Origin of the sequence: Bradyrhizobium betae (genome assembly GCF_004123905.1) — a bacterium.
Taxonomy (GTDB): Bacteria; Pseudomonadota; Alphaproteobacteria; order Rhizobiales; family Xanthobacteraceae; genus Bradyrhizobium; species Bradyrhizobium betae_A.
This window is the reverse complement of record NZ_MZXW01000005.1, coordinates 44,423-61,933: the sequence shown is the minus strand read 5'-3', so window position 1 is coordinate 61,933 and position 17,511 is coordinate 44,423. Positions and strand designations below refer to the sequence as shown.

Annotated in this window: 20 protein-coding genes and 1 riboswitch; of the genes, 10 read left to right on the top strand and 10 right to left on the bottom strand. The window is 64.2% G+C overall.

What is annotated here, in order from left to right; genetic code table 11:
• Positions 1–79 precede the first annotated feature (79 nt).
• The 4 genes from ychF to B5V03_RS02710 form a co-directional block, all read right to left on the bottom strand.
• Positions 80–1,177 carry a redox-regulated ATPase YchF gene (gene ychF / locus B5V03_RS02725; RefSeq protein ID WP_129267746.1) on the bottom strand — a complete coding sequence of 366 codons (1,098 nt, stop codon included), beginning with the start codon at positions 1,175–1,177 and terminating at the stop codon, positions 80–82.
• Between the two features lie 5 nt (positions 1,178–1,182).
• The gene (gene pth, locus B5V03_RS02720; protein WP_129267745.1) at positions 1,183–1,788 is read right to left on the bottom strand and encodes an aminoacyl-tRNA hydrolase; all 606 of its coding nucleotides are present in this window, start codon (positions 1,786–1,788) and stop codon (positions 1,183–1,185) included.
• Between the two features lie 58 nt (positions 1,789–1,846).
• On the bottom strand, positions 1,847–2,578 hold the full coding sequence (locus tag B5V03_RS02715) for a 50S ribosomal protein L25/general stress protein Ctc (protein ID WP_129267744.1): 732 nt from the start codon (positions 2,576–2,578) through the stop codon (positions 1,847–1,849).
• A 173-nt stretch (positions 2,579–2,751) separates the two neighbouring features.
• A complete protein-coding gene (locus B5V03_RS02710; protein ID WP_129267743.1) occupies positions 2,752–3,003 on the bottom strand; it encodes an accessory factor UbiK family protein in 252 nt (83 codons plus the stop codon).
• 191 nt (positions 3,004–3,194) lie between these two features.
• Here B5V03_RS02710 and B5V03_RS02705 point away from each other — a divergent pair, with 191 nt between their 5' ends.
• The 4 genes from B5V03_RS02705 to pgeF are packed head-to-tail and all read left to right on the top strand — an operon-like array spanning position 3,195 to position 6,690.
• On the top strand, positions 3,195–3,926 hold the full coding sequence (locus B5V03_RS02705; protein ID WP_129267742.1) for a dienelactone hydrolase family protein: 732 nt from the start codon (positions 3,195–3,197) through the stop codon (positions 3,924–3,926).
• 14 nt (positions 3,927–3,940) lie between these two features.
• Positions 3,941–4,786: a prolipoprotein diacylglyceryl transferase gene (gene lgt, locus B5V03_RS02700; protein ID WP_164987743.1), complete on the top strand. Its 846-nt coding sequence runs from the start codon at positions 3,941–3,943 to the stop codon at positions 4,784–4,786.
• A 21-nt stretch (positions 4,787–4,807) separates the two neighbouring features.
• Positions 4,808–5,926 carry a class I SAM-dependent methyltransferase gene (locus B5V03_RS02695; protein WP_129267741.1) on the top strand — a complete coding sequence of 373 codons (1,119 nt, stop codon included), beginning with the start codon at positions 4,808–4,810 and terminating at the stop codon, positions 5,924–5,926.
• Positions 5,923–6,690, top strand: a complete 768-nt coding sequence (gene pgeF / locus B5V03_RS02690; protein WP_129267740.1) for a peptidoglycan editing factor PgeF — start codon at positions 5,923–5,925, stop codon at positions 6,688–6,690. The genes B5V03_RS02695 and pgeF overlap by 4 nt, the downstream gene beginning before the upstream one ends.
• 3 nt (positions 6,691–6,693) lie before the next feature.
• Here pgeF and B5V03_RS02685 read toward each other — a convergent pair whose 3' ends face one another.
• Positions 6,694–7,188, bottom strand: a complete 495-nt coding sequence (locus B5V03_RS02685; RefSeq protein WP_129267739.1) for a hypothetical protein — start codon at positions 7,186–7,188, stop codon at positions 6,694–6,696.
• A gap of 159 nt (positions 7,189–7,347) precedes the next feature.
• On the opposite strand from B5V03_RS02685, the gene B5V03_RS02680 reads away from it, so the two are divergent.
• The 4 genes from B5V03_RS02680 to B5V03_RS02665 all read left to right on the top strand — a co-directional run bounded on the left by B5V03_RS02680 (position 7,348) and on the right by B5V03_RS02665 (position 11,405).
• Positions 7,348–7,962, top strand: a complete 615-nt coding sequence (locus B5V03_RS02680; protein ID WP_129267738.1) for a hypothetical protein — start codon at positions 7,348–7,350, stop codon at positions 7,960–7,962.
• Between the two features lie 193 nt (positions 7,963–8,155).
• Positions 8,156–9,109 (top strand): ribose-phosphate pyrophosphokinase, encoded by a 954-nt coding sequence (locus B5V03_RS02675; RefSeq protein WP_008144848.1) that lies wholly within the window; start codon positions 8,156–8,158, stop codon positions 9,107–9,109.
• A 236-nt stretch (positions 9,110–9,345) separates the two neighbouring features.
• Positions 9,346–10,374 (top strand): putative zinc-binding metallopeptidase, encoded by a 1,029-nt coding sequence (locus tag B5V03_RS02670; RefSeq protein WP_129267737.1) that lies wholly within the window; start codon positions 9,346–9,348, stop codon positions 10,372–10,374.
• Positions 10,371–11,405: a D-alanine--D-alanine ligase family protein gene (locus B5V03_RS02665; protein WP_164987742.1), complete on the top strand. Its 1,035-nt coding sequence runs from the start codon at positions 10,371–10,373 to the stop codon at positions 11,403–11,405. Before B5V03_RS02670 ends, B5V03_RS02665 begins: the two co-directional genes overlap by 4 nt.
• Positions 11,406–11,498: 93 nt before the next feature.
• Here B5V03_RS02665 and B5V03_RS02660 read toward each other — a convergent pair whose 3' ends face one another.
• Complete coding sequence (locus tag B5V03_RS02660; protein WP_129267735.1) at positions 11,499–12,056, bottom strand: 6,7-dimethyl-8-ribityllumazine synthase; 558 nt, start codon at positions 12,054–12,056, stop codon at positions 11,499–11,501.
• Between the two features lie 76 nt (positions 12,057–12,132).
• A riboswitch (FMN riboswitch) is annotated at positions 12,133–12,304 on the bottom strand.
• 410 nt (positions 12,305–12,714) lie between these two features.
• Here B5V03_RS02660 and B5V03_RS02655 point away from each other — a divergent pair.
• Together B5V03_RS02655 and proC are read left to right on the top strand one after the other, a co-directional pair.
• On the top strand, positions 12,715–13,215 hold the full coding sequence (locus B5V03_RS02655; RefSeq protein WP_129267734.1) for a YbjN domain-containing protein: 501 nt from the start codon (positions 12,715–12,717) through the stop codon (positions 13,213–13,215).
• Positions 13,216–13,391: 176 nt separating this feature from the next.
• Entirely contained in the window at positions 13,392–14,216 is an 825-nt protein-coding gene (proC, locus tag B5V03_RS02650) for a pyrroline-5-carboxylate reductase (RefSeq protein WP_164987741.1), read from the top strand.
• 96 nt (positions 14,217–14,312) lie between these two features.
• Here proC and B5V03_RS02645 read toward each other — a convergent pair whose 3' ends face one another.
• The 4 genes from B5V03_RS02645 to B5V03_RS02630 form a co-directional block, all read right to left on the bottom strand.
• Entirely contained in the window at positions 14,313–14,717 is a 405-nt protein-coding gene (locus B5V03_RS02645) for a thioesterase family protein (protein ID WP_129267873.1), read from the bottom strand.
• Between the two features lie 227 nt (positions 14,718–14,944).
• A complete protein-coding gene (locus tag B5V03_RS02640; protein WP_283811523.1) occupies positions 14,945–15,193 on the bottom strand; it encodes a tautomerase family protein in 249 nt (82 codons plus the stop codon).
• 55 nt (positions 15,194–15,248) lie between these two features.
• Complete coding sequence (hisS, locus tag B5V03_RS02635; RefSeq protein WP_129267732.1) at positions 15,249–16,769, bottom strand: histidine--tRNA ligase; 1,521 nt, start codon at positions 16,767–16,769, stop codon at positions 15,249–15,251.
• A gap of 50 nt (positions 16,770–16,819) precedes the next feature.
• A complete protein-coding gene (locus B5V03_RS02630) occupies positions 16,820–17,344 on the bottom strand; it encodes a YegJ family protein (RefSeq protein WP_129267731.1) in 525 nt (174 codons plus the stop codon).
• Positions 17,345–17,511: the final 167 nt, after the last annotated feature.

Genomic DNA, 17,511 nt, shown 5'->3' with positions numbered 1-17,511 from the left:
GCAACCAAGATTCTGGGCCCCGGCTCTGCAGCGCACCGCTAAAGAAGCGCTGCGCCGCGTCCGGGGCACGAGATCCAGCTTAATTATTAAACCGGAAATGCATCACGTCGCCGTCGGCGACGACGTATTCCTTGCCTTCGAGGCGCAGCTTGCCGGCATCGCGAGCGCCGGCTTCGCCGCCCAGCGCGACGTAGTCCTCATACGCAATCGTCTCGGCGCGGATAAAACCCTTCTCGAAATCGGTGTGGATCACACCGGCCGCGCCCGGCGCCTTGGTGCCGCGATAGATGGTCCAGGCGCGCGCTTCCTTCGGGCCCACTGTAAAGTAGGTGATGAGGTCGAGCAGCGTGTAGCCGGCGCGGATCAGGCGATCGAGGCCGGCCTCTTCGAGACCCAGCGTCTCCAGGAAGTCAGCGCGTTCATCGCGCGAGATCGTCGCGATCTCGGATTCGATCTTGGCGGAGATGACGACTGCGATGGCGCCTTCCTTGGCGGCCTGGTCCTGCACGGCCTTCGAGAACGAATTACCCGTGGCGGCCGAGCTTTCCTCGACGTTGCAGACATAAAGCACCGGCTTCGACGACAACAGGCCGAGCATGCCGAACGCGCGCTCCTCCTCAGCCTTGCGCTCGACCAGGCGCGCGGGCTTGCCCTCGCGCAGCAGCACCAGCGTGCGGTTGACGAGGTCGAGCTGCTCCTTGGCGTCCTTGTCGTTGCCCTTGGCCTTTTTGGTGAGGTTGTCGACGCGCTTCTCGAGGCTGTCGAGATCGGCGAGCATCAGCTCGGTCTCGATGGTCTCGATGTCGGCGAGCGGGGCGATCTTGCCCTCGACATGGGTGATGTCGGAATCTTCAAAGCAGCGCACGACATGCGCGATGGCGTCGGTCTCGCGGATGTTGGCCAGGAACTGGTTGCCGAGGCCTTCACCCTTGGAGGCGCCGCGCACGAGGCCGGCGATATCGACGAAGGTCAGCCGGGTCGGAATGATCTGCGCCGACTTCGCAATTGCCGACAGCTTGTCGAGCCTGGGATCGGGCACCGCGACCTCGCCGACATTCGGCTCGATGGTGCAGAACGGATAGTTCGCAGCCTGCGCCGCGGCCGTCTCGGTCAGCGCATTGAACAAGGTCGACTTGCCGACATTGGGCAATCCGACGATCCCGCATTTGAATCCCACGAGCGTTATTCCTTGCCGTTGTCGTCTTTGGTCAAAAATCCCTTCGCCTGCATGGCGAGGTGCACCCTGTTGGCGAAGGTCGCGTCCGTGCCCTTGGCAACCAATGCCGCGTGCTCGGCAACGGCGTCGCAGAGCGTCGCCACCCAGTCGTTGTCGGCCTTGGCGAAGTCCGACAGCACGTGGCCATGCACCAGCTCCTTGACGCCGGGATGACCGATACCGAGCCGCACCCGGCGATACTCGTTGCCGATATGCGCGGAGATCGAGCGCAGGCCGTTGTGGCCGGCGATGCCACCGCCGATCTTCACCCGCACCTTGCCCGGCGGCAGTTCGAGCTCGTCATGGAACACGGTGACGTCGCCCGTTGCGATCTTGAAGAAGCCTGCGGCTTCCTGAACGCTGCGGCCGGACTCGTTCATGTAGGTCGTGGGCTTGAGCAGGATCACGCGCTCAGTGCCGAGCGCGCCTTCCGAGGTCTCGCCCTGAAAACGACGGCGCCACGGTGCGAAACCATGACGCCGCGCGATCTCGTCGACGGCCAAGAAGCCGATATTGTGCCGGTTACGTGCGTATTTCGCGCCGGGATTGCCGAGCCCAACAAACAGTCGCATGACGCGGCGCGCCCCTCGCTCGGCGCGCGATCAAAGACCGCGCGCCAGCTTTGAGAGATTACTTCTTCTTGTCGCCGCCGGCGGGGGCCTTGGCAGCCGCTGCCGGAGCCTTCGCGCCAGCCGCCGGAGCCGCAGCGCCAGCCGCCGGAGCCGCACCAGCCGCCGGAGCCGCAGCAGCACCCGGAGCTGCAGCAGCAGCCGCTGCCTTCTGCTCTTCGGCGTAGCCGGAGGGCGGCACGATGGTGACGAGGGTCGCGTCCTCGGCGGTCAGCGCCTTGACGCCAGCCGGCAGCTTGATGTCGGCGAGATGCAGCGAGTGACCGATTTCGAGCGAACCAACATCAGCCTCGATATATTGCGGGATGTTCTCGACACCGCACTCCAGCTCGATCGAATGCGCGACGATGTTGACGGCGCCGCCGCGCTTCACGCCGGGCGAGCCTTCCGCCTTCACGACATGCAAGGGAACGCTGATGCGGATGGTGGCGCCTTCGCCGAGCCGCATGAAGTCGACGTGGATCGGGAAGTCCTTGACCGGATCGAGATGGTAGTCGCGCGGAATCACGCGATGCTTCTTGCCGTCGAGCTCGACGTCGACCAGCGTGGTCAGGAACCGGCCGGCGAGAATGCGCGCACGCAGTTCGCGATCGTCGACCGAGATCGGGAGCGGGGGCTGGTTGTTACCATAGATCACTCCGGGCACTCTCCCGGCGCGACGCTCAGCCCGGGCGGCCCCCTTGCCGCTCTTCGGACGTGCGGTCGCCTTCAATTCCTTGACGGTCGTCGCCATAGTCTAAGTCCTTGTTTTTGCAAAAGTTAATGGGCCGCAGCGCGGCCCATGGCATCGTCCACAGCAAGCCTCCAGGGGTGCGGGGGCCGCGGACGTGGCGGGCTTTTACCCGGAAGATGCGGAAATGACAAGGAGAATGGGCTGCCGGAGGAGGGTTCCTGCCCTCCCCGTCTTTACCCGCCGAGCTTCGCCTCCAGCGCCGCGATGCGCGCCTTCAGGGCCTCGTTCTCCTCGCGGGCGAGGCGCGCCATGTCCTTGACCGCCTCGAACTCCTCACGCTTGACCAGATCCATGTCGCGCAGGAATTTTTCGGCCTGGGTGCGCAATACCGTATCGACCTCGCGCTTGACGCCCTGGGCAGCACCGGCGGCGTCGTTCATCAGGCGGCCGATCTCGTCGAAAAACCGGTTGTTGGTCTGGGTCATGTCGGTCTCCTGATCGGTCTCTTGGCGGCTTCCGATAAACTTTGCGCGAACACTTGGAAAGACAATGGCAATCCACGCCGAACGGTTCAAGTGCTGATCGGCGGTATCCTTGTCATGCCCCGGTTTCCTTGCAATCGTATTCACCGTCCCTGCATAACAAGAATCAGAAGGCGCAAGAAAGGATCGAACAGATGATCGACCAGCAGATCGCGATCCCGACCAAGGACGGCCACACCGCAACGTTCATCACCCACCCCGAACGCGGCGGGCCGTTTCCGGTCGTCCTGTTCTACATGGATGCGCCGGCGATCCGCGAAGAGCTGCGCGACATGGCGCGCCGGCTCGCAACCTCTGGCTATTACGTGATGCTGCCGAACCTGTATTACCGCTCCGGCGTGATGGAGCTGGGCGCGCTGCCGGCCGATCCGAATGCGCCCGAGCGCAAGCGCATGTTCGCGCTGATGGGCTCGCTCACGATTCCCATGATCATGGACGACACAAGAGCGCTGCTGACCTATGCCGAAGGCCAGTCGGCCGCGAACACCAAAATCGTCGGCACCGTCGGCTATTGCATGAGCGGCCGTTACGCCGTCAACGCCGCCACGCATTTCCCTGATCGCGTCAAGGCCGCCGCCTCGGTCTACGGCACGCAGCTCGCAACCGATCAGGACGACAGCCCGCATCTTGCGGCCGCCAAGACCAAGGCCGAGCTCTATTTCGCCTGCGCCGAGACCGACATCTATGCGCCGACCGAGATCGTCGAAAAGGTCAAGAAGGGCATGAGCGGCGCGAAAGCCGAGGTCGAGATCTATCCCGGCACGCATCACGGCTTCGCCTTCCCCAAGCGCCCGGTCTATGACCGCGACGCCGCCGAGCGGCATTGGGAGCGTCTGCTGGCGCTCTATCGCCGCAATCTCGTTTAGACATAGAAAGCCTGATGCAGCTTCTTCTGATCGACTTTCCCGCCTTCAAGCCGATCGCACTCGAGATCGGTCCGTTCGCGATCCGCTGGTATGCGCTGGCCTATATCAGCGGCATCGTGTTCGGCTGGCTCTATGCGCGCTCGCTGCTGAAGAACGAGCGCCTGTGGGGCGGGCCGGCACCGATCTCGCTGGTGCAGATCGACGACTTCATCCTGTGGGTCACGCTCGGCATTATCCTGGGCGGCCGCACCGGCTACGTGCTGTTCTACAATCTGCCGTTCTTCATCGAGTACCCCGCCGCGATCTTCAAATTGTGGGAAGGCGGCATGTCCTTCCATGGCGGCTTCCTCGGCTGCGTCGTCGCGGTGATGTGGTTCGCCTATCGCAACGGCATCTCGATCCTGTCGCTTGGCGACATCACCACCGCAGTCGCGCCGGTCGGGCTGCTGCTCGGGAGGATTGCCAATTTCGTCAATGGCGAATTGTGGGGCCGCGCCACCGATCCGGAATTGCCCTGGGCGATCATCTTCCCCAAGGACCCCACGCAGTTGCCGCGCCATCCCAGCCAGCTCTACGAGGCCGGCATGGAGGGCATCCTGCTGTTCATCGTGCTCGCGATCATGGTCCGCTTCGGTGCACTGAAGCGCCCCGGCATGATCCTCGGAGCGTTCATTCTGATCTATGGTTTGAGCCGGATCGCCGGCGAGCATTTCCGCGAGCCGGACGCGCAGCTCGGCTTCCTCTGGGGCGGATTAACCATGGGCATGCTGTTGTCGATCCCGATGCTTATTGTCGGCCTCATACTTATTGTATTGGCAGTGAGGCGCGGTGCGCCGAAGCCAGCAGGGGCTATTCGTTAATTCCTTTCGAGAAACTGGACCGTGACCGAACAGCCGCTACTCAACGAGATCAAGGCGCTGATCAAATCCTCAGGCCCCATGCCGGTCTGGCGGTATATGGAACTGTGCCTGATGCATCCGCGCTATGGCTATTACATCTCGCGCGATCCCTTGGGGCGTGAAGGCGACTTCACCACCTCGCCCGAGGTCAGCCAGATGTTCGGCGAGCTGCTGGGACTGTGGACCGCCTCGGTGTGGAAGCAGATGGGCTCGCCGCAATTCCTGCGGCTGATCGAGCTCGGCCCCGGCCGCGGCACCATGATGGCCGATGCGCTGCGCGCGTTGCGCGTGCTGCCGCCGCTCTACCAGGCGCTTCAGATCCATTTGGTCGAGGTCAATCCGATCCTGCGCGAGCGGCAGAATGCGACGCTGTCGGGCGTGCGCAACATCGCCTGGCACGACAGCATCGACGACGTGCCTGATGGTCCCAGCATCATCCTCGCCAACGAATATTTCGACGTCCTGCCGATCCACCAGATGGTGAAGCGTGAGAACGGCTGGCACGAGCGCGTGATCGAGATCGACCCCAACGGCAAGCTTCAATTCGGCGCGGCCGCCGAGCCGACGCCGCGCTTCGACGTACTGCTGCCGCCCTTGGTGCGCGCCGCGCCCGTCGGGGCCGTGTTCGAATGGCGGCCGGACGGCGAGATCATGAAGCTCGCGACGCGCGTGCGCGACCAGGACGGCGCCGCGCTCATCATCGATTACGGCCATCTGCGAAGCGATGCCGGCGACACCTTTCAGGCGATCGCGCGCCACACCTTCACCGATCCCCTGAAGGCACCGGGCCAGGCCGACGTCACCGCTCATGTCGACTTCCAGGCACTCGCGCGTGCGGCGGAGGATGTCGGCGCCCGCGTGCACGGACCGGTGACGCAGGGCGATTTCCTCAAGCGCGTCGGCATCGACACCCGTGCCAATGCCTTGATGCAGAAGGCGACGCCTGAGGTCGCCACCGACATTTCGATCGCGCTCAAGCGCCTGACCGATACCGGACGCAGCGGCATGGGCTCGATGTTCAAGGTGCTCGGCATCTCCGAACCGCGGCTGACGGGCCTTGCAGGCTTGAGCGATCTCGAACGGTCCGGAGATGCCTCATGACGCTTGTTTCGTCGCTACTGTCGGCGGTACCCGGCCTGCGCCATTCTTTCTTCACCCGTGAGGGCGGCGTCTCCGGCGGCATCTATTCCGCGCTGAACGGCGGGCTCGGCTCGAATGACGATCAGGCCCTCGTCGCGGAAAACCGCCGCCGCATGGCCGAGCATGTCGGCGTGGCACCAGAGCGCTTTCTCAGCCTGCACCAGATCCATTCGCCCGACGTGCTCGTTGCAGATCGCGCATGGCCGAGCGGACCGCGGCCGAAGGGCGATGCGCTGGTCACGAAGACGCCCGGCATTGCGCTCGGGGTCTCCGCCGCCGATTGCGGGCCGGTGCTGTTCGTCGATCCCAATGCGGGCGTGATTGGCGGTGCGCATGCCGGCTGGAAAGGCGCACTCACGGGCGTGCTGGAGTCCACGATTCTGGCGATGGAAAAGCTCGGCGCCACGCGCAGCGGCATCATCGCAGCGATCGGCCCCCTGATCCGGCAGGACAGCTACGAGGTCGGCAACGAGTTCGTGGCCCGCTTCATGGAGGCAGATGCGGAGAACGCCATGTTCTTCATCCCGTCGGTGCGCGAGGGCCACGCGATGTTCGATCTCGCAGGCTTCATCCGCAAGCGGCTGGAAGCCGCCGGCATTCTGATGATCGACGATCTCGGCCTCGACACCTATGCCGACGAGCGCTTCTTCAGCTATCGCCGCTCGGTGCATCGCAAGGAGCCGGATTACGGCCGCCACGTTCACGCAATCGCGCTCGAGGCGTGAACGTCAGTCGCTACATTTCTCAAACATCGGCATTTGTCGCGTGGTGCGTATCCATTGCGTTGGCAACGCGTCATAGCTCCTAGCAGGTGGAGGAGGCGGCGGCGGCCGGACCTCGAAACCTTCCTCGACCTCGACCTTTTTCCCGTCGTCACGACGCGCGGAAAAGGTTTGATATTTGTCGCCGACCTTGAGCAGGACGATCTCCCACGCTTCGCCTGGCTGGCGCCACCACACGGCCGTCGTGCTGGGTGGAGGATCCTGAACGGACACGATCTTGATCTTATCGTCCGCGACGCGTGTTGCCGAATAGATCGTGCTGATGAATGTTCGCACCTGCCCGGATGAAAACGTTCCGATCACGTTCTTGATCGTGGGCGCTCCGGAGGACGGCGCGATATACGTCAGACGCGCGCCACATCGGTTGTTCTCACAGGCCTGGTATGGATCCCGTTTGCAATCGACTGACCAGGTGCCAATCAGCCCGAACGTCCGGATCACGTCGGCGGCACTTTCCGCGGCTGAAGCCTGTCCCGCAGCGAGACAAGCGAAATACAACCCTAGTGTGGCTCTCCTCATCGGCTCCCCCCGGATATGCGCAGGTCTGTGTCCTGCCTGCCCTAGACCTTAATCGATTTTAACGATATCGCTGCCTCCATAATGAGGGACGCGTCATTCATCCTGGGCCGCGCGGGTTCGCGCGTGCTGGCGGTCATGCTGCTGGCGGCGGCGACCGCGCTTGGCGGCTGCGCCGGCGGCGGTAATGTTGCCAACTCCTATGCGATGGCGCCGAGCGCCGGGTCCGGGGCCACGATCGCCTTCGAGTCGATCGACGGGCCCCCGCCGCAGGTGTTCGATCGCATGGTCGGCGTGCTCGACAGCGAATCGAAGCTGCGCAGCCTGTCCGTGGTCTCCCGCGAGGGCTCGGCCGCCTACCGCGTGCGCAGCTACCTCTCCGCCCAGGTGGTGCGCGGCAAGACCGTGATCGCCTGGGTCTGGGACGTCTACGACGCCAACCAGCAGCGGGCGCTGCGCCTTTCCGGCGAGGAACTGACCGCCGCCAAGGGTGGGCGAGATCCCTGGTCTGCCGCCGACGATCTGGTGCTGCGGAAGATCGCTCAGGCCGGATTCAGCGGACTTTCCAACATGATCAACGGGACGCCGGATGCTCCAGTCACTGTTCCGGGCCTGCGGGGACCGGCGGTGGCGAGCGTCATGCCGGACGCCCCGGCGTCTGACATGCCGGCCTCCGCGCTCGGCTACGCCGAGCGATAACCCCCGCTCAACCACGACCTCAACTTGCGGCCAAGCCGTTGGCCCGACTCAGGATTTCGCAGGGAAAACGTAGCATCCCGGGTTGCCATTGCGGCCTCCGGCCTGATATTTCCTCGCCCGTCGTAACCGTGCTGCCAGTGGGTATTTTCTGATGTTGAACGTCGTATCCAGCAAAGCGCGGGAGGAAGCGTCCATGTCGGCCAAGAACGGCTCCATCAAACTTGTCGCCGGCAACTCCAATCCGGCTCTTGCCCAGGCCATCGCGCAGGGCCTCGATCTGCCGCTGACCAAGGCGGTGGTCCGGCGCTTCGCCGACATGGAGATCTTCGTCGAGATCCAGGAGAACGTCCGCGGCTCGGATGCCTTCATCATCCAGTCGACCTCGTTCCCGGCCAACGACCATCTGATGGAACTGCTGATCATCACCGACGCGCTGCGCCGCTCCTCGGCGCGCCGCATCACCGCGGTGCTGCCCTATTTCGGCTACGCCCGGCAGGACCGCAAATCGGGTTCGCGCACACCGATCTCGGCCAAGCTCGTCGCCAATTTGATCACGCAGGCCGGCGTCGACCGCGTCATGACGCTCGACCTGCACGCCGGCCAGATCCAGGGCTTCTTCGACATCCCGACCGACAATCTCTACGCGGCGCCGCTGATGGTGCGCGACATCAAGGACAAGTTCGACCTCTCCAAGACGATGGTGATCTCGCCCGACGTCGGCGGCGTGGCCCGTGCGCGCGGCCTTGCCAAGCGCATCAACACCCCGCTCGCCATCGTCGACAAGCGCCGCGAACGTGCCGGCGAGTCCGAGGTCATGAACGTGATCGGCGACGTCGCCGGCTACACCTGCATCCTGATCGACGACATCGTCGACTCCGGCGGCACGCTGGTGAACGCAGCCGACGCGCTGATCGCGAAGGGCGCCAAGGACGTCTACGCCTACATCACCCACGGCGTGCTCTCCGGCGGCGCGGCCGCCCGCATCACGAACTCCAAGCTGAAGGAGCTCGTGATCACCGACTCGATCCTGCCGACGGATGCGGTGACCAAGGCGCCGAACATCCGCACGCTGCCGATCGCCAGCCTGATCTCGGATGCGATCGCGCGCACCGCCGCGGAAGAGTCGGTGTCGAGCCTGTTCGACTGAGTGCGATCTTGTAGGGTGGGTTAGCCCTGCGGGCCGCGCGAAACGCGGACCGCTGGGTGTAACCCACCTCTTTTGTTTCCGCAGAGACAGACCGTGGTGGGTTACGCCTTCGGCTAACCCACCCGACGATCTCGTGCCCTGACGCACCGCAGCACGTCCCTGCTCCACGGGTTGTTGCGGGCTGCTGCCCATGACATCATCCGCAGACCGAGTCATCGCTGCCCTCTGGATGCCTGATGCCCCGCCGGAAATTTGCCTGGGAGAAGCTGTCGGACGACGAGTTGCTCAAGCAGCGCCTCTCCAGCCTGAGGGTTACGGTCGAAGGCACCTGGCTCGAGGATTGCGTCGCCACGCTCCACGAGGAGCTCGAGGAGCGCGGCATCCGGCTGCGGCCGCACACGTGGATCTCGAGCGAGTGGTTCAGTCCGGGCGGTGTGCCCGGCATCGCGATTCCCTTCTATCTCGCCCATCCCCGCCTGATGAAGCTGGAGAAGAGGATGATGTTCGACGTCGAGGGCGGAACCTGGCGCGAATGCATGGCCATCCTTCGTCACGAGGCGGGCCATGCCATCCAGCACGGCTTTCAGTTGCAGCGGCGCCGGCGCTGGCAACAATTGTTCGGGCCGTCGTCGAAACATTACCCGCGCTACTACCGGCCCAATCCGGCGAGCCGGCGCTACGTCCAGCACCTCCGGCTCTGGTACGCACAGAGCCACCCTGACGAAGACTTCGCCGAGACCTTTGCGGTGTGGTTGCGGCCGCGTTCAAACTGGCGCACGCGATACGCTGGATGGCCCGCACTGAAGAAACTCGAATATGTCGACGAGCTCATGAGCGAGATCGCGGGAGAGCGACCGCTGATCACGACGCGAGAGCGTATCGATCCACTGAGCAGGCTCAGCCAGACGCTTGAAGACCATTACAAGAAAAAGCAGGCATTCTACGCGTTCACGCCACCGAAGACTTACGACCGCGACCTCTTCCGGCTGTTTTCCGCCGATCCACGGCATCACCGGTCAAAGCCGGCCGCGGCCCTGATCCGGCGCCACCGCGCCCAGATCAGGCAGTTGGTCGCGCGATGGACCGGCGAGAACCAGCTCACGCTCGACGCCGTGCTCGACGAGATGATCTCCCGCTGTCGTGAGCTCGACCTGCGCGCCGTCGGCCCCGAACAGAAGCTCGTGCTCGATTTCATCGTCCTCGTGACCGCCAAGACGATGCACGCCATGTTTGGCCCGTCCCGGCGCAAATGGATCGCACTATGAGACGCTTGCGCATTCTGGTCCTCATGCATCCGGACTTCCTGCCGCCGGACTCAAGCGACGGATACAGCGCGCAGGAAATCAACGCGTGGAAAACCGAATACGATGTGGTGAGCACCTTGCGCGCGGCCGGCCACGACGTCCGCCCGCTCGGCGCGCAGGAGGAAATCAAGCCGGTGCGCGAGGCGATCGAGGAGTTCAAGCCGCATGTGGTTTTCACGCTGCTGGAGGAATTCCACAACAACGTCGCCTATGACCAGCACATCGCGAGCTATCTCGAGCTGATGAAGGTCGCTTATACCGGCTGTAATCCGCGCGGCCTGATCCTGGCGCGCGGCAAGGATTTGTCCAAGACACTGGTGCATCATCGCCGGATCGCGGTGCCGGCCTTCGCCGTTTTCCCAATGCGACGCAAGGTGAATCGTCCGACGCGTCTTGCGCTGCCGCTGATCGTCAAGAGCCTGAACATGGATGGATCTGCCGGCATTTCTCAGGCCTCCATCGTCGATACCGACGAAAAGCTCGCGGAGCGCGTCGCCTTTATCCACGAGCGGAGCGAAACCGCCGCCATCGCCGAGCAGTTCATCGAGGGGCGAGAGCTTTACGTCGGCGTGCTCGGCAACAACCGCCTGCGCGTCCTGCCGGTTTGGGAATTGAAATTCGGCAGCATGGGCGGGCGCCGCTCACGCCACATCGCCACCGAAAAGGCCAAGCACGACACCGACTATCAGGAGAAGGTCGGCATCGTCGACGGACCGGCGAAGGACCTTGCGCCCGAAGTCACCGCGCGCATTCAGCGCGCCGCGAAACGCATCTACCGGGCGCTTGGCCTCGACGGCTACGCGCGCATCGACTTTCGCCTCGCCGCCGACGGCACGCCGTATTTCATCGAAGCAAACCCCAACCCCGAGATCGCCAAGAGCCAGGAATTCGCCACGGCGGCCCAGCATGCCGGGCTCAAATATCCGGATCTCCTGCAGCGCATCCTGGCGCTGGGGATCAGCCGCGCCAAGGCGGGTGTGTCGTTGGGGTGATGACTTCGCAGCTCTCGTGGATCGACCCCTCATCCTCGAAACGCCTGCTTCGCAAGCGCCTCGGGATGAGGGGCGAAACGTCTTTGCGACTCCTTACACAATCCCCGCCGCGACCTGGCCGCGCAGGCGTTCCAGGCCGTGCAACGTCTCCGCACAGGCTGCCGCGACCTCGATGCCCTTGATCGTAAAGTGCCTGCGGAAGAAATCGTAGTGCACTTCGGTCTCGTGGAATTGCTGCGGCGTCAGCACCGCCGAGAACACCGGCACCTCGGTGCGCAGCTGCACGTCCATCAGCGCCTTGATCACGGTGTCGGCGACGAACTCGTGGCGATAGATGCCACCGTCGACGACGAGGCCGGCCGCGACGATCGCAGTATAGCGCCGCGTCTTGGCGAGCACCTGCGCATGCAGCGGGATCTCGAACGAGCCCGGCACCTCGAACACGTCGACATGGGTGAGGTGGCGCGCCTCGGCCTCCTTGATGAAGGCGATACGGGCCTCCTCAACCACGTCGCGGTGCCAGCAGGCCTGCACGAAGGCCACCCGCTGCGGCTTTGCAAAGCGAGGATACTCAGTCGCCGGGCCTTGCGGAACCGGCGGTTGGGTGACGTCTGAAGTTTCGGTCTGGGGATCTTGCAACATCTGATTCATGGCTTTCCTCAGTTAAGGACCAGAATCAGGGCACACGGAACGACAAACAGCCGCATCTTGCGATGCGTCTGCCACCGACCGTTCTCTTTCATCCGGACTTTAACCGTCGGCTTCGGAGTTGCACCGAATCTGCTGACCCTTCCCTTCGGCAAATCCTTTTCAGGAAGAACCTGGGGAAGGCGCTCGCGGGCTTAGGCCTTTCGGCCCTTACCGCCGGTGGGGACTTTCACCCCGCCCTGAGAACATCGGCCGTCCGGAATGAACGGCCTGAGGCGAAATATGACGCCGGTTCGGGGCCACAGCAAGCGCGTTCCGCATGGGAAATCCGCATGGTCCCATGCCGCCATGACGGTCCCGCCCTCGCGGGGCGGAATTAACGATTGGGACGCGGTCCGAGAGTCCGATTCCGGTTTGTTCTTTTCGTTAATAATTGTGGCCGAGATGAGCTGTGGACGAACGAGTCATGGCTTGTGGACGGACTCGGCAGCCAGTTGCGCAGATTCCGCAAATCACATCAGTTGATCCGCGACAAGCCCGCGCTGATCTCGGGATCGCAACAGCGACGCCTGGGGATCGCCTTAGCAATAATTAAGGGAGCGCGCGCCGGACCAACCGCGTGCGTATCAAAGACAACAAAAAGGCAAGAGGTCGAGACGGCATGTCCCTGCTCGAAGGCACTATCGATTCCAAAAGCCATCCGCTCGCGGTGGTCGAGGACATCGCGGCCAGCAACAACTGGCCGTTTGAACGCTCCGGCGAAGACGAGCTCACCATTGTCTCCAAGGGACAATGGACCGACTACCAGATCTCCTTCACCTGGATGGGTGAGATCGAGGCGCTGCATCTGGCCTGCGCGTTCGACATGAAGATTCCGGTCGCGCGGCGCGGTGAGGTGCAGCGGCTCGTCGCCGCGGTCAACGAGCAGTTGTGGGTCGGGCATTTCGATCTGTGGACCAGCACCGGCATGATCATGCACCGCCAGGCACTGGTGCTGCCGGGTGGGCTCACCGCGTCCACCGCGCAATGTGAAGCCATGCTCGCCGGCGCCATCCACGCCTGCGAACGTTACTTCCCGGCGTTCCAGTTCGTGGTGTGGGCCGGCAAGACCACGACGGACGCCATGAACGCCGCGATGTTCGACACGGTGGGCGAGGCGTAAGGCTCGCCTCCCACCCCACTGTCGTCCCGGACAAGCGAAGCGCAGATCCGGGGCCCATACCGCGTGATTTCTCGGTATCGCGCAATGCTTGTTGCCAACACCTCCATCCACTAAAACCACTCGTGGTTATGGGTCCCCGCCTTCGCGGAGACGACACCGATCAAGTGGCAGCAGCGATGGCGAACAGCACTCTCAAAAACATCACCGGCACCATCCTCCTTGCCGGGGCCGGCAAGATGGGCGGCGCGATGCTGACCGGATGGCTGGCGGGCGGGCTCGATCCGCGCCGCGTCGCGGTGGTCGATCCGTTCATCTCGCCCGAGATCACCGCGCTTGCCGCAAAAGGCGTCGCGCTCAATCCCGATGTGAAGGCAGCTGGCACCGTCGAGACGATGGTCGTCGCGGTGAAGCCGCAGATGTTCCGCGACGCCGGCGCGAAGCTGAAGGCGTTCGTCTCGGACAAGACGTCGGTGGTCTCGATCATGGCGGGAACCACGATCACTTCGCTTCAGGAGGTCTGCGGCGGCGCCGTGGTGCGCGCGATGCCGAACACACCGGCGGCGATCGGCCGCGGCATCACCGTTGCGGTCGCGGCGAACAACGTCAGCGCCGGCCAACGCGCCGTGGCCGATGCGCTGCTGCGCGCCACGGGCTCAGTCGAATGGGTTGACGATGAGAGCCTGATGGATGCGGTGACCGCAGTATCAGGCTCGGGCCCGGCCTATGTGTTCCTGCTCGCCGAAGAGCTCGCACGCGCCGGCGTCGAGGCGGGGTTGCCCGAGGCGCTCGCGACCAAGCTTGCGCGCGAGACGGTCGCCGGCTCCGGCGAGTTGCTGCACCAGTCGGACCTTCCCTCCAGCACGCTACGCCAGAACGTCACCTCGCCCGGCGGCACCACGGCGGCTGCGCTCGGCGTTCTCATGGGCGAGCCGGGCCTGCGTGAGCTGATGATCCGCGCGATCGCAGCGGCGACGCAGCGATCGAAGGAATTGGCGAAGTAAGACGGTACCGTAAGGGTGGGCAAAGCGGAGCGTGCCCACGATCTGTGTCCATCAAGGGGGGAAGGGTGGGCACGGCGCTTTGCGCCTTTGCCCACCCTACGGCACCGCGCCCTTGGCTAGCCTCTTATTGAACATCTCGACATTCACAAGCCCGCGCGCGTGGCGGCCCTCGCCGAGCCTGCGCATGCCCTCGAATGCCTCGACCTCGAAGCGGATGACGCGGCGCTCGACCGCGACCACTTTCGCGGTGGTCCGCACCGTCGCGCCGACCAACGCTGCGGCGAGATGGCGGATATCGACCTCGGTACCAACGGTGACCCAGCCCGGCTGAAGCGCGGCGCGGATCGCATCGCCCGAGGTCATCTCCATGTCCAGGATCATCATCGGCGTCGCATAGACCATCGGCATGCCGGGCACGAAATGCCCGACCGTGCGCTCCGCCGGGACCACCAGCATGCGCTCGGCGCTCATGCCGACCTTGATGAAGTCGCGTGCATCCATGCTACCTGCCTCAAGCTCCGCCGTCGTCCCGGACAAGCCCAACTCCCGACAACGCGCAGCGTTGTCTGGAGTGGAGCGCCGATCGGGGACCCATAGCCACAGAAAGTTGTGGCTACGGGGATTCGGAGTTACCGCTTCGCCAGATAACCACTCCCTGTGGTTATGGGTCCCGGATCTGCGCTTACGCTTGTCCGGGACGACAGTGGTGATTGGCGCTACAGCGCGGCCTACTTCTTCGCAGCCGCCGCGCGCTCCACAAACGTCTTGCCGCCCTTCATCTTGTGACGCAGCGGGGCTTCGTTGATCTGGATGACGACGGCATCGGCATCGACGCCGAGATTCTTCACCAGCGCCTGGGTGATGTCGCGCATCATGCCGGCCTTCTGCTCATCGGTGCGGCCTTCGGCCATGCTGACGGTGATCTCAGGCATCGTTCTCTCCCTTGCGGCCGGACACCGGCCATTGACGGTCGCCATCAAACAGGACGTGGATGCCCGGGACAAGCCCGGGCATGACGATCCCAGCGAATGGCTAGCCCCAGCTCACGTCATGGCGGGCGAGCACCTCGCGCACTTTTGAAATGAGGTCGGCTTCGCTGCACGAGAACTGCGCCGGCCGCGTCTCGCGCCATTCCTGGTTGGAGGCGATCGCAGCGGCGGCCTTGGCGCCTTCGATCAGATCCTTGACCTGCACCTCGCCGCGCGCCTTTTCATCCGAGCCCTGGATGATCACGCAAGGTGAGTTGCGGCGGTCGGCATATTTGAGCTGGTTGCCCATGTTCTTGGGATTGCCGAGATAGAGCTCGGCGCGGATGCCGGCGGTGCGCAAGGACGCGACCATCTTCTGATAGTCGGCGACGCGGTCGCGGTCGAACACGGTGACGACGACGGGGCCGAAGTCGGGCCGCGTGTCGAGTTTACCAAGCAGCGTCAACGCGGCTTGGAGGCGCGAGACGCCAATCGAGAAACCGGTCGCCGGCACCGGCTCGCCGCGGAAGCGCGAGACGAGGCCGTCGTAGCGACCACCGCCACCGACCGAACCGAAGCGCACGGGGCGGCCTTTTTCGTCCTTGGTCTCGAGCAGGAGTTCGACCTCGTAGACGGGGCCGGTGTAATATTCGAGGCCGCGCACGACGGACGGATCGATCTTGATGCGGTCCGCACCATAACCCGACGCCGTGACCAGCTTGGCAATCTCTTCGAGCTCGCTCACGCCGGCCTGACCAACTTCGCTCTTGGCGAGGTAGGTTTCCGCGGCGGCAATGGCCTCTTTCCAGTCGTCGCGCGGTTTGGTGATGGCGAGAACAACGTCGGCCTCGGCCGCGCTCAAATTGGCGCCCTTCGTGAAGTCGCCTTTGCCTTCTTCGCCGCCGTCCCACCGACCGGGGCCAAGCAGCTTGCGCACTTCGTCGGCGGAAAACTTGTCGAGCTTGTCGATCGCGCGCAGCACGGTCAGCCTGCGGCCTGCGTTCTCGTCACCGCCGAGGCCAATGGCTTCCAGAACGCCGTCGAGCACTTTTCGGTTGTTGACCTTCACCACATACTGGCCGCGCGCGATGCCGAGCGCTTCCATCGTGTCCGCCGCCATCATGCAGATCTCGGCGTCCGCCGCCGGCGTCGCCGAGCCGACCGTGTCGGCATCGAACTGCATGAACTGGCGGAAGCGGCCGGGGCCGGGCTTCTCGTTGCGGAAGACGTAGCCGACGCGGTAGCTGCGATAGGGCAACACCAGACCGTCGGTGCCGTAGCGCTCGCCGACATAGCGTGCGAGCGGCGCGGTCAGATCGTAGCGCAAGCTGATCCACTGCTCGTCGTCGTCCTGGAACGAGAACACGCCCTCGTTCGGACGGTCCTGGTCGGGCAGGAATTTTCCGAGCGCGTCGGTATATTCCATCGCCGGCGTTTCCACCGGCTCGAACCCGTAGAGCTCGTAGACGGCGCGGATCTTCTCGACCATCTCGCGCGTCGCCCGGATCGCTGAGGGATCGCGATCCTCGAGCCCGCGCGGCAGGCGCGCCTTCAGTTTCTGGGGTTTTTTGGGTTTTTCGGCCATGCGCGGCATTTACCAGTCGGGGCGGGGTGCGGCAACCGCTGGCTTGGCCCTTACGGATGCTCCATCCGCGCCCGGATGGCATCGGCGTCCGCCTTTGGCAGCGACTTCAACGTCGGCTTGATGGTTTCGCCGCCGACGATCTTGCCGTTGCGCATGAACATCCAGTCCGAGATGTCGGCCTCGCTGAACTTGACCGCGTCGCCTGCATGTTTGCCGGGCAGATCGCGCGGTTCGTTGGCGAACAGGCCGGTATAGGTTCCGCCGGGCTGCTTCTTCACCTCGGCAATCCAGATGTGCTCGCCGCCCTTGCGGGTCGAAAAGCGCACTTTCAGCGAATGCCCGCTCTCCGACGGTTTCGGCGCCTCGTAGGAGGCCCAGAAGGTCGGCAGCGTGCCGCGGGCGCGCGCGATCGCGGTGTTCATCTCGGGATCAGTGGTGCGCACGTCGACGACGGGCGAGTGGTCATCGGCCGAGACCTCGTGCACGGGGCCGATGGACAGAATGCCGAAAACGGAAACGCCGGTGACGACGGCGAGAACGGCCCATTTCAGGGACGGGGAGAGCTTTGTTGCCATGATCGCGATGCCCGGATGCGTCAATATCTCCGGGCTTTGTCGCGGGATCGTGACGGGACGTTCATGACGCACGCTCTTCGCCTCTCCCCGCTTGCGGGGAGAGGCCGGAATGCGCGCGGAACGCGCGAATTCCGGGTGAGGGGGACTCTCCGCGAGTCCAATTGCCA